The sequence below is a fragment of the Aeromonas cavernicola genome (genome assembly GCF_002795305.1).
GTDB classification, from domain to species: domain Bacteria; phylum Pseudomonadota; class Gammaproteobacteria; order Enterobacterales; family Aeromonadaceae; genus Aeromonas; species Aeromonas cavernicola.
The window spans coordinates 1-11,856 of the sequence record NZ_PGGC01000171.1; the positions used below are offsets into that span (position 1 = coordinate 1).

At 56.4% G+C, this 11,856-nt stretch carries 10 protein-coding genes and 1 pseudogene; 6 read left to right on the forward strand and 5 right to left on the reverse strand.

What is annotated here, in order from left to right; translation table 11 throughout:
• Positions 1-527 (forward strand): helicase-related protein (locus CUC53_RS16150; RefSeq protein WP_272896773.1); only part of this gene is annotated, 527 nt, incomplete at its 5' end.
• Positions 528-2,579: 2,052 nt separating this feature from the next.
• On the opposite strand, the gene CUC53_RS16160 is transcribed toward CUC53_RS16150, so the two are convergent.
• Positions 2,580-3,488 (reverse strand): bifunctional GNAT family N-acetyltransferase/hotdog fold thioesterase, encoded by a 909-nt coding sequence (locus tag CUC53_RS16160; RefSeq protein ID WP_100295082.1) that lies wholly within the window; start codon positions 3,486-3,488, stop codon positions 2,580-2,582.
• 51 nt (positions 3,489-3,539) lie between these two features.
• On the opposite strand from CUC53_RS16160, the gene CUC53_RS16165 reads away from it, so the two are divergent.
• Positions 3,540-4,220 carry a spermidine synthase gene (locus CUC53_RS16165; RefSeq protein WP_100295083.1) on the forward strand — a complete coding sequence of 227 codons (681 nt, stop codon included), beginning with the start codon at positions 3,540-3,542 and terminating at the stop codon, positions 4,218-4,220.
• Here the strand turns inward: CUC53_RS16165 and dtd are convergent.
• The 3 genes from dtd to CUC53_RS16180 form a co-directional block, all read right to left on the reverse strand.
• Positions 4,209-4,646, reverse strand: a complete 438-nt coding sequence (gene dtd / locus CUC53_RS16170) for a D-aminoacyl-tRNA deacylase (RefSeq protein ID WP_100295084.1) — start codon at positions 4,644-4,646, stop codon at positions 4,209-4,211. The two genes, CUC53_RS16165 and dtd, sit on opposite strands and share 12 nt — an antisense overlap.
• Before the next feature lie 240 nt (positions 4,647-4,886).
• Positions 4,887-5,759 (reverse strand): virulence factor BrkB family protein, encoded by an 873-nt coding sequence (locus CUC53_RS16175; protein WP_100295085.1) that lies wholly within the window; start codon positions 5,757-5,759, stop codon positions 4,887-4,889.
• Between the two features lie 248 nt (positions 5,760-6,007).
• On the reverse strand, positions 6,008-7,240 hold the full coding sequence (locus CUC53_RS16180; protein WP_100295086.1) for an aromatic amino acid transporter: 1,233 nt from the start codon (positions 7,238-7,240) through the stop codon (positions 6,008-6,010).
• Between the two features lie 375 nt (positions 7,241-7,615).
• On the opposite strand from CUC53_RS16180, the gene CUC53_RS16185 reads away from it, so the two are divergent.
• The 4 genes from CUC53_RS16185 (at position 7,616) to CUC53_RS16200 (ending at position 11,600) form a co-directional block, all read left to right on the forward strand.
• Positions 7,616-8,185 carry a VOC family protein gene (locus CUC53_RS16185; protein ID WP_100295087.1) on the forward strand — a complete coding sequence of 190 codons (570 nt, stop codon included), beginning with the start codon at positions 7,616-7,618 and terminating at the stop codon, positions 8,183-8,185.
• A gap of 189 nt (positions 8,186-8,374) precedes the next feature.
• Positions 8,375-9,826 carry a cytochrome c oxidase accessory protein CcoG gene (ccoG, locus tag CUC53_RS16190; protein WP_100295088.1) on the forward strand — a complete coding sequence of 484 codons (1,452 nt, stop codon included), beginning with the start codon at positions 8,375-8,377 and terminating at the stop codon, positions 9,824-9,826.
• Positions 9,827-9,885: 59 nt separating this feature from the next.
• Positions 9,886-10,875 (forward strand): serine/threonine protein kinase, encoded by a 990-nt coding sequence (locus tag CUC53_RS16195; protein ID WP_100295089.1) that lies wholly within the window; start codon positions 9,886-9,888, stop codon positions 10,873-10,875.
• A 116-nt stretch (positions 10,876-10,991) separates the two neighbouring features.
• Positions 10,992-11,600, forward strand: coding sequence for a thiol:disulfide interchange protein DsbA/DsbL (locus CUC53_RS16200; RefSeq protein WP_100295090.1), 609 nt, complete (start codon positions 10,992-10,994; stop codon positions 11,598-11,600).
• A gap of 84 nt (positions 11,601-11,684) precedes the next feature.
• Here the strand turns inward: CUC53_RS16200 and CUC53_RS16205 are convergent.
• A pseudogene (locus tag CUC53_RS16205) lies at positions 11,685-11,846 on the reverse strand (phosphonate ABC transporter permease); the annotation flags it as partial.
• Positions 11,847-11,856: the final 10 nt, after the last annotated feature.

An 11,856-nucleotide genomic window follows, 5' to 3' on the forward strand; every position in this document is an offset into this window, starting at 1 on the left:
ATATCGGGCTGGTGCACGGCAGAATGCGCCCGATCGAAAAACAGCGGGTGATGGCGGAGTTCAAGGCTGGCATCCTGCAACTGCTGGTCGCCACCACCGTCATCGAGGTGGGGGTGGATGTGCCCAACGCCAGCCTGATGATCATCGAGAACCCGGAGCGACTGGGGCTGGCGCAGTTGCACCAGCTGCGCGGGCGGGTTGGCCGAGGGGCGGTGGCCTCCCACTGCGTGCTGCTCTATCATGCCCCCTTGTCCAAGACAGCCCAGAGCCGGCTCGGGGTACTGCGGGAGACCAACGATGGCTTCCTTATTGCCCAGCGCGATCTGGAACTGCGCGGCCCGGGGGAACTGCTCGGCACCCGCCAAACCGGCCTCGCGGATCTGAAGATCGCCGATCTAGTGCGGGATCAACCGCTTATTCCACAGGTGCAGAAAATGGCGCGCTTCGTGATGGATAAGCACCCCCAGCACGTCGAGCCACTGATCCGCCGTTGGCTAGGGCTGCGAGATCACTACTCCAATGCGTAAGCCACGCCATCAGGGCCATGTTCGGACGAACATCTACCCTTAATCACGATGGCGGTGGCCCCATCCTCAACGAAGGGAGGTCAGGATAATGAAAAGCTGGTTACGTCGGTTGCTCTACACCTTCGCATTTTTACTGCTGTTCATCTGGGTTGGACTGGGTCTGTTCGATGCGGAGCGGGCCAAGGGGCCCATTGCCNNGGCCAGTCCAATACCCTGCCACTGCCCAACGCCTTGCCTACTCTGCCTATCCGCACACTGACTATTGCCGACAGCAATATCAACAACTTAAGCTTGAGCAGTGACGAGCTCACCCTGCGCGGGGTCAACATGACCCTCAGTGATTGGGGGGTCATCGACCCACAACGTCAGCCCTATACCAACCTGAATCTGACCGTCGGCCAACTAGACACGCCGTCACTCACCTTGACCCGTCTTAGCTTGCAAGGGCAGCTGGCAGAGGGGGTACTGCGCAGTGACAAGCTCGTCACCAACCTGTTTGACGGGGCGTTGGAAACTGGCATGGTATTGGACTGGCCCGCTCGTCAGTTGCAGCTTGATAACCTGAAGAGCCGCGGTATCAAACTTGAGTTAGACGACTTGGCGAAGCATGAATTACCGCTGCGTCATATCACGGTTGACCGTGGCGAGCTCGATGCCATCAGCATCAATGCCAACCAGCAGGGGCTCTCTTTTAACAATTTTTCAGGCCAGCTCACCGCCTTCAATTGGCAGGCGGGCAATCCGCCCACCGGCTATCTGAGCGGTACCCTAGAAGACATGGGACGCGGCTTGTTCCAGCTAGAAGCGATCAAGGGCAAGCTAAGTTTTTCCCCCCAACTAATTGATGGTGAACTGCAGGGTAACGCCTACGACGGTGAATTTTCGGTGGATCTCGCCTTTGATCCCCAGCAGCAAAAACTGACCCTCAAAGACATGACATTAAGCGGGATGGACATCAGCCTGCCTGAGCAATGGTGGCAAGATTGGCAAGGCTGGCTACCTCAGCAGATTGACATTCGTAAGCTGGCATTCGACCAGCTGAAGGTCCTCTCCTTTGATGACAAGCTGCCGCTGTCACTGACCGGTTGGCAGCTCTACTTAAGCGACTTGAGCCTGCGGGCTAACCAGCTCAACCCACTGCTGGGCCGGGCCCGTATCGAGAGTAAGTGGTTCGAACTGGTATGGGATGGCCTCAGTAGCCGTAAAGGGGTGTTAGACGCTGAGCTGACGCCAAGCGCTTGGCAGCTCAACACCTTGACGGGATCGCTGCCAGATGAAGGTAGCCTTAGTCTCAGTGGCCAGTGGGGCCGAGCACCCGGTCAGACTAGCCGCCTGCAACTGCAAGCCAGCAAGCTGGACCTCGAACAGTGGCGCAAGCTGCTGCGCCCGGTGTGGCAAATTCCCACTTCGTTTACGGGTAGCGCAGATCTCAGTATCGATTTACAGGGGATTCGCAGCACAACAGCCTCGACCCCTGATCGGGATCTCGCTTGGCGGCGCAGCCTGCAGGGACGTGTCAGCTTCGATGCCACTGAGCCGTTCTGGGATAAGGTACAAATTGATCCCTTGCTAGATGAATGGTTTAAGGGCGCCACTCCGCCAACCCTCACGCCATCCCAGCTCTGGCAAAAAATGCAGGGGGGCGACACTCCCTTCTACCGCATTAAGATGCAAGGCAAGATTGCCGATGGCCAGCTCCACATCGAGCAGGCGGGCGCAACCACTATCACTCACTTGCTGGCACTGCAAGGGCGCGTCGACTTAGTCAATGAGCAGTGGTGGCTGGATCTGGGGGTGCTCAACGATAAAGGCTGTGCCGAGTTGACCAGCCAGTGGCGTGGCCCACTGCAACGCCCCACCCTGACATTGGCTCTTTTAAACCAGCAGAATCAGTGCACATGGCCAGCAGGGCTCAGTTATCCCGCCCAAGGGCTGGACAGCCCCCTATGGAGACCGGCGCAGGCCCAGCCTGACACGACAGCCAATACGCCATAACTGCGCAAGGCCTCGTGATGAGGCCTTGCCGGTAGGTCAGGATTGCGGTGGTGCTCGCTAGTGGCTCGCGCGCTTGACGGGCTCCACGACATACTGACCGAGGAACTCTGCCGCCAGTTTGCTGCCGCTATACAAGCGGATTTTCAAGCTAAAACGGGCGGTTTCTCCGGCCTTGAGCGGCTGAAGTACCGCAGGCATCCCTTCCCGCGCCGCCCGCGCCTCCGGCGCTTCGTCAACCGGGTGGTGATAGGTGATGTTACCCTCTGCCAGCACAGGCTCCCCTAACAAGCCCTCCTCTCGCAGCTGCAACCAGATCAGCCCCCAGCCTGCCAAGACACACTGACTGTAAATACTGCCAGCAAACATGGCGCCATGAACGTTGATATTGGCCGCTAGATTGGCTTTCAGGTGGAATGTTTGGCCATCGTAATGGCTGATGTCCATCCCCATCTTTTCACTAATGGGCACCCCCCGCGCCCAGCGCGTGGTCAGGTCTTGGCACCACTCGGGGCGATACTGAATGGTCTGCAAGGGGGCAAGGGAGCGGATCATTTGCCGATGAGGAATACGGCCAAAAGTCACCGGCCCGCCGCCCACCTCAAGGAACCCGCATTTGCGATAAAACTCCACCGCCTCTTCGCGGGCATTCATCACCAACCGCTTGACCTTCTCGGCAGCGGCCAGTTGCACCAAATCGTCCACCATCAGGGTGCCAAGCCCCTGACCACGACATTCAGGACGCAGCGCCATGAAGCGGATCTGGGCCTCATCACCACCAATAAACAGCCGCCCCACCGCAATCGGCGTGCCATCGGGCGCCAACATCATGCGATGAATCGCCACACTGTCATACTCATCTCGCTCGGAGCCAATGGGTAAGTTGAACGGTTTACGCAGTAATTCCCAGCGCAACTGATAATAGGCATCCAGTTCGGCTGCCGTTTGGGGGGTGACCACCCGGTACATAGTAAGATCCTTGAGTTACACTGGTCGAAAACCATCTTGCCGTGCAAATTTATGGACTTCAATCTGCAAACCTACCAAGCGGAGCAGGTACTACACCTCAGCGCTAAAGGCGAGCGCCGCCTCATGGTGCAACAAAATAGTGATTACCGTTGGCTTGAGATAGATGGTGTGGTGCAGTCGGTCATGCCCCTGATTGAACCTACGCGACTTTGCCTGCCACACCAACATGTGATTGCTTGGCTGCTGCCAGCACAGGCAGAACAGATCCTAGAGTTAGGCCTAGGTGGCGGCGATTTAACTCGCTATCTTCAGCAGCGTTGGCCATTAGCCCAGCACCAGTGCGTCGAACTCGATGAAGAGGTACTTACCCTCTACCGCCACTATTTTCAACCGCCAGCGCAGCAAAATACAGCGGCGATCACTTTGCATCATGCCGATGCACTGATCTTTTTAGAGCAAAGCGACCAGCACTACGATTTGATCCTGCTCGACCTGTTTAGCCAGGATGGCAACCCGCCCCAGCTGTTTCAGGAGCGGCTCTATCAGGCGCTGGCTCCTCGGCTAATCGGCCCTTTGCTGATTAACTTGCTGCCACGCACCGTGCTGGAATTGAACCAAGCGCTGCAACTCATCGAACAATGGATTGGTCCCGCGACCCCCTATCCGGTGCCGGGATTCATCAACGTGATCGTCCACGTCATGCCACGGGATACCGCATCCTTAGACCTGTAACCAAAAGGTCACCGGGCCATCGTTAACCAACGCCACCTTCATATCAGCAGCAAAGCGGCCCGTTTCGGTCGGGATGCCGCTGGCGGCGGCCTTGGCCACGAAGTAGTCATAGAGCCGCTTAGCCTCGCTCGGGTGAGCCCCCCCAGAGAAGCTGGGGCGCATCCCGCTCATGGTGTCGGCCGCCAAGGTGAACTGGGAGACCACCAGCAAGCTGCCGCCAATCTGGCTGACATTAAGGTTCATCTTGCCGTTCTCGTCACTAAAGACCCGATAGCCGCTCACCTTGTGCAGCAGCTTGTCGGCCTTGGCCTCGTCATCCCCCTGCTCCACCCCTAGCAGCACTAGCAGTCCCTGACCGATGGCACCAGTGACGTCCCCCTCGACAGTCACGCTGGCCTCGCTGACCCGCTGAATCAATGCAATCACATCCCTCTCCTCTGCAAACAGAACGACCGCCCCAGCTCGATGGCAGGGGCGGTCGTCGATGCTACCAATAAATCGCTGGCTAAGAACCTATCCCAGTAGGCGTTATTGGCGCGGCCAGTTTGGACTTGCATCGCGCACAAGAAACCGCAGCGTACACGCAGTACGTGAGGATTTCGAGCACGAAGCAGGGCCAAAATAGTGAGCTAAATAGCCTAATGGGAGCGGTGATAAGACGATGGCTTAGCCCAGCTCCTTACTGGCTGCTTGCTGATACTCCCCCAAACAGGAGGTGGTTTCCGCCCCCAGTAGCACCACCAGCCAACTGAGATAAACCCAAACAAACAGGATCGGGATGGTCGCCAGCGCACCATAGATGGCCTGGTAGGAGGGGAAGTTGGTGATGTAGATGGCAAAGCCACGCTTGGCTAACTCGAACAGGGTGGCAGCCACCAAGGCACCGACAAAGGCATGGGCTAGCCGCACCTTGCAATTGGGCACCACGGTATAGACCAGCAAGAAGGTGAGCACGGAGAAGAAGAAAGGTAAGCCCCGTAGCAGCAGATAACCAATACCAAACAGGCTCTCTTGCGATAAAAAACGCAGCGAAAAAATATACGACGAGATGGCGATGCTGGCGCCGATCAACACTGGCCCCAAGGTCAGGATCATCCAATACATCGCAAATGCTTGCGCCAAGGGACGGCGCTGGGTTGCACGCCAAATCGCATTGAGGTTTTTATCGATGGCTGAGATCAACATCAGCGCAACCACGATCAGCGCGCCGATCCCCACCGCTGTGGTGTTGGTCGCGTTAGCAACAAAGCCGTCGATGTACTCTTTGAGCACCTCGCCAGCAGTCGGTACAAAGTTGTGATAGACGAACTGCTCCATCTCTTTTTTCAGGCTCTGGAATACCGGAAAAGCAGACATCATGCCAAACACCACGGCGACCATCGGCACTAACGAGAGCAGGGTGACATAAGCCAGATAACCCGCCGTTACCGTGACCTTATCCTGCTCAACTCGGCGCCAAACAAAATGGGCAAAATGGCGACCATCTTGGCGCAAAAAGTGAATAAGGTGGGCCACGCGACCCTGTTTCTTTTGCTGCATATTGACTCTCATCTTCATCGTTACGCGGGCATTGCGGGAAAAGGCCATAGATTTGCCCCCCTCTGTTATCAACCATCAGCGGTTATCGGCCGTCATCACCAAGATCTTGCTAAACGGCGACGTCACCTTCCTGCATGGCCCAGATTTAGGGGCTCTCCCCGTTGTTAGGATGGGCTGAGCCCGCGTGTTCAACATCCCGCCCTGTTACCACCACCCGCGGCGATGGCTACTAACAGCCTACCGCCAGACTAACCACCATGCCCAGCGTAGACCGGCAACAGGTTGGCCATCGCCATAAAGTGAAATAGCGCCGTGGCCAAACCAAACAAGATCAACAAGTAAGCCATCACTCTGCCGCCCGGCGTGGTAAAGCGAGGATGCACTTCACCATTAGTGGCCCGTGCCCGAGCACGTAATACCAGCAAAGCGGGTACGATGCAGGTCCAAATGGTGGCAGCCGCACCGGCATAGCCGATGGCTAACAAGAAACCAAACGGAAATAACAGCGAGAGGGCCAGAGGCGGCAAGAAGGTAACCGCCCACGTTTTGCAGCGCCCACTGCGGCTATCAGCAAACTTGAAAAAATCCGCCAAATAGTCGAACACCCCTAAGCCAACCCCGATAAAGGACGAGAGGATCGCCGCCATGGAAAAGCCGTTAATGGCGCTGGCGACTTTTTCCGACTCGATAACCCCAGAGAGCGCCGAGAGCAGGGCACTGACCTCTCCCCCTTGGGCGATCACAGGGGCAAACTCTTGGCGCGGTAAATTACCGAAGATCCCCACTAACCACAGCACATAAAGGGCAAGGGCGATCACCGTGCCCCCCAACATCGCCCACTTCGCCTGTTGCTCATTTTGGTAATAGGCCCGCAGTGACGCGACCGAGTGGTGATAACCGAATGAGGTAAGCGCCACTGGCAACATCGCCATGGCATAAGGCGCATAGTGACTCTCTTTACCATCGAGATCGAACAGGGTAACGAGATTGATATTGCCTAGCAGCCCCAACACCCCAAAAGCAAAGCTGAGAACCATGAACGCAATCAACACGACCGAGATACGATCCACCGCGCGGGTCGAGTGCCACACCACAAACGAGAACACGGCCACAAACAGGATGGAGGCAAGCTTGCTATCCAGCCCAGTTAATCCCTGCAAGATAGCGCCAGAAGAGGTGATGTAGGCATAGAGTAAAATGCCACCGACAAAATAGACCGACAGATTATTGAAGGCATTTAGCCGCGAGCCCAGCAGGTCTTTGGCGACCGTATTGAAAGAGGCTCGCATCTCATAATGCTGAAACGCCTCAAGTAGCATCCAACCAGAGAGGGTCATCATGATCATGGTGACAACCAAGGCCAGCACAGACCAGAGAGTCCACGCCCCAGCACCGGAACTCGGCAATCCCAACATACCTGCCCCAACGCAAACGCTGGCGATAATACAGGCGCCCCCCAAAATTGACGGTGTTGTCTTCATAATCCCTTCTTTAATTAGCATGTTGGCCGTATGGCAAAAAACCGTGGCATCATGCCAGCCTTTGACCCGATAAGCACATCTCGATCTCATTAAGCAATGAATGAGTCCGTTGCTCCTCCCGCCGCCTTCATCACGCTAGCTGCATACCAGCACGATTGAGCTGCCCTCCTGTCAACATCAGAAAGAATGACCACTCCACCACGTGCTGGGTGATAAGTCATAAAGCCTTTTTGATCACATTTTATTAACATGTGAGGTGCGTTTGGCCTGCGTAGGGGCAACAATAACGCGCGATCACGCAAGCACGACGCGTTAACACAACACGCTAGCCACACCTTATTCGCCGATCCACAGACCATAACATGGAGATCCCCCATGGTTCGATTAGCTCGGTCCAGTGCCGCCATCACACTGCTCATCCTGTTTGGCTGCGCGGACGCAGCAACAGATTCCTCGCTGGCCCAACAACAGGCTCTGCACGCTCAGAGCAAAGGGTCGCCTTGGCTATCATCCCGCCTCCTGACGCCCCACCTGACGGTGCAAAACCCCGAGCAGAGCAAACGCTTTTACCAACAAGCATTTGGCTTTGAGCTGCGCGACCAAGTGATTAAGCAGGGGCTCCCCGTGCATGTCGAGATGAGCTATTTAGGGGAATTGGTGCTGATGTTCGTTCCCGCCGAGCAAGCCACAGCCGACAGAGGCAATGCCACTATTCCCCCTGCCGACCTCAGCCAAGGCAAACGCTACTTTTACCTCTACGTCAAAGACCTCGACAGCACCGTCGCTAATGCTCAACAAGCGGGGGCAACCCTGTTACAGGCACCACATCAAGCTGCTTGGGGGGATCGGTTTGCCCTGATTGCCGATCTAGATGGCTACCAGTGGGGCTTAGCACAAGCCGCGTCATTCCCCGGCGAATTGGCCGCCACCCCAGCCCCCAAATAACGGTCGGTTAACGAGAGGGGTCGTCTTGAACAGATAACCCCTCACGGAAAAAGCAGGGTTAAGCGGCATCACTCTGGTTGGTTGCAGGCCAGCCAACAGCGGAAAAAAGAGGCCGGAGATCCGGTCTGCCATGACCGGCTGTTTAAGATATAATCCGCCCCATAACAACTAAGAGAGCGATGTTTTGTAATGGCCGACCATGAAAAAATCGATATCAAGGATGTCACCGACAAGAGCGTGACCGGCACGTTCAACCCCAATACCTTCAAAGCCAGTGATGACCGGTTTAATCCCAGTCAGCGCATCTATGTCCGGGCGCAAACCGGCTATTGGCAGCGATTACGTAACATCATGGGTTGGTTTTTCGTGGCCCTGTTTGTCACCCTGCCGTGGTTGCGTTATGACGGTCGACAAGCGGTGTTGTTTGATGTCGGCCATCAACAATTTCACATTTTCGGCGCCACAATCTGGCCGCAAGATCTGACCCTGCTGGCTTGGATTTTTATGATCGCCGCGTTTGGTCTGTTCTTCATCACCACCTTTCTTGGTCGCGTCTGGTGTGGTTATCTCTGCCCACAAACGGTCTGGACCTTCATGTTCATCTGGTTTGAGGAAAAGCTCGAAGGCTCCGCCAACAAACGCCGCAAGCTAGACGCTGCGCCGTGGTCGGCAGCCAAACTGGCACGCAAAGGCGGCAAGCACTTAGCCTGGCTGCTGCTATCGCTGGGTACCGGGCTCACCTTCGTGGCGTATTTCCAAGATGCCTTCGAGCTGGTGCCTAACTTCTTTACCCTGCAGGCCAGCGGCTGGGTCAGTTTTTGGGTGCTGTTTTTTGCGGCCTGCACTTACGGCAACGCAGGCTGGATGCGCGCCATCATGTGCATTCATATGTGTCCTTATGCCCGCTTCCAGTCGGCGATGTTCGACAAAGATACTTTTATCGTGGGTTACAACCGCAAACGCGGTGAAAACCGGGGTGCCCGCAGCCGCAAAGCAGACCCAGCAGCGCTGGGCTTGGGGGATTGCATTGATTGCGATCTGTGCGTGCAAGTGTGCCCCACGGGGATCGATATTCGAGATGGCCTGCAATACGAGTGCATCAACTGCGGGGCTTGCGTCGATGCCTGTGATCAGACCATGGAGCGGATGGGTTATCCGAAAGGGCTCATCAGCTATACCACCGAGCACAAACTCGCCAACGACTCTACCCATGTGGCTCGACCAAAACTGATTGGCTATGGCTTGGTGATGCTTGTCATGCTGGGGGTATTTGTCTACAACGCCATGTCGATCATGCCGATGGGGCTCGACATCCTGCGGGATCGCAACCAGCTGTTCCGCGAAAACAGCGAGGGGCTAATCGAAAACACCTACACCCTCAAAATTCTCAACAAGACCCTCCACCCCCAGACTTATCAACTGGATGTCGAAGGCTTGCCGGAACATCAATGGTTCGGTCCCCGTGAAGTCACCCTCAAAGCCGGTGAGATCTTCACCTTGCCGGTCAGTTTGGCGGTTGACCCTTACCAGCTAAAGCGGCCAACCCTAGATATTCAATTCGTGCTCAAGCGCGATGGTGCTGCCCCTGATGACAGCAAGGGCAGCTTGCGCCAAGCGAGCAAGTTTATCAGTCGCCTGTAATGGCCGCCGCCGCGACCAGCGAGTGATGATAGAATGGGGCGCAACAGCGCCCTTTTCTTATGGTGGACGATATGCGTTTTAATTATGCCGACCTCACTCCCGACCTCATCATGGATGCGCTGGAGCGCAGCGGCCTGTGCTTAGATTCTGGCTTGACTGAGCTCAACAGCTACGAAAATCGGGTCTACCAATTTCAAGATGAGACGCGCCGCCGCTTGGTGGTGAAATTTTACCGCCCTGGTCGCTGGAGCCGCGACCAGATCCTCGAAGAGCACCAGTTTGCCCAGCAGCTCCATGATGCCGAAATCCCCGTCGCCGCTCCGCTTGCCTTTGCGGGTGAGACTCTCCTGACCCATCAGGGTTACTCATTTGCCATCTGGCAGAGTGTGGGCGGGCGCCAGTTTGAAGTGGATAACCTCGACCAGCTGGAGTGGGTGGGGCGCTATCTTGGTCGCATCCATCAAATCGGGGCCAGCCGCCCCTTTCAGCACCGTGTTCGGCTCGATGTGACGAACATGCTGCACGAACCCCGTCAGGTCCTGGCGTCGGGGGAATGGCTACCGAGCGGGCTACAGCAGCCATTTTTTGCCGTACTCGATGAGCTTATCGAGCGGGTGGGTGAGGCCATGACCTTGGCGGTGGCCCAAATCTCGCTGCATGGCGATTGCCATCCGGGCAATATCCTGTGGCGCGATGGCCCGATGTTTGTCGACTTCGACGACTGTCGCACTGGCCCTGCGATTCAGGATCTCTGGATGATGTTAAGTGGCGAGCGCCACGAGCAGCAAATCCAGCTCGATACCCTGCTGGCGGGTTACGAGGAGTTCATGAGCTTTGACTCCCGCGAATTAGCCCTTGTCGAGCCGCTGCGGGCGATGCGAATCATCCACTACATGGCGTGGTTGGCGCGCCGATGGGAAGACCCCGCCTTCCCCCGCCACTTCCCGTGGTTCAATACCGATCACTACTGGCGCCAGCAAATCGCCATCCTGCACGACCAGCTGGATGCCCTCAAGGCGCCGCCACTCTCCCTAGCTCCAAGCTGGTGAGCGGCCAACCTCAGCGCGAGCGGTTTACCATTGACGGCAGCAAGGTGACGCAATAGGCTTGGCACTGCTTCGGTTCGCCGGGCGTGCCTCACAGTGATCCCTTAACAGGAAACATCATGAAAAAAGTCCTATTTTTCCTCGCTGCCATGCTGATGATCCCCATGGTTCACGCCGCCCCCGAATTTAAGGAAGGCGTAAACTATGACGTGGTCAAGCAAACCAGCACCGCGCAACCAGAAGTGATGGAGTTCTTCTCCTACTACTGCCCACATTGCGCGAAATTCGAACCTATCGTTGAAGATCTGAAGAAAAGCCTGCCGCAAGGCGTGCCGATGAAGAAGAACCCCGTGAACTTCATGGGTGGCGACATGGGTCCTGAGCTGCAGCGTGCCTACGCGGTCGCCAACTTGCTGAACGTTGAAACCAAGTTGACGCCGGCTATCTTCAGTACCATCCACACTGACCGTAAACCGCCAAAAGATCGCAGTGACGTGAAGCAGCTGTTTGTTGCCAACGGCGTCCCCGCCCAAGAGTTTGACGGCGCCGTCGACAGTTTTGCTGTGTCTGGCATGGTCTCCCAGTTTGATCGCAACAACGAGAGCTACAACATCCGTGGCGTGCCTAGCTTTGTGGTTAACGGTAAGTACATGGTGAAAATCGAATCCATCACGTCCCAAGAGCAGTTCAACCAGTTGGTGCAATTCCTGCTGGCTAAGAAAGACTGATCGGTCGGCCAATCGCTAAACGCAGCCCGCTGGTGCAAACCAGCGGGCTTTTTATTGGCAGCTCGCGTTCACATAACCACGGTGTTAGATCTGGCAGTCCCGCAGCTGATGGCTCGGTCTGGGTAAGCGAGTGCGACGGCTGATCACCTCGGCCAGCCACACCAGTAGCAAGATGGCGAGGACCAGCGTGGCGGTTTGATCGTAACGAAACAGGCTCAACGACACATAGAGCTGCTGGCCCAACCCTGTCTCTTAT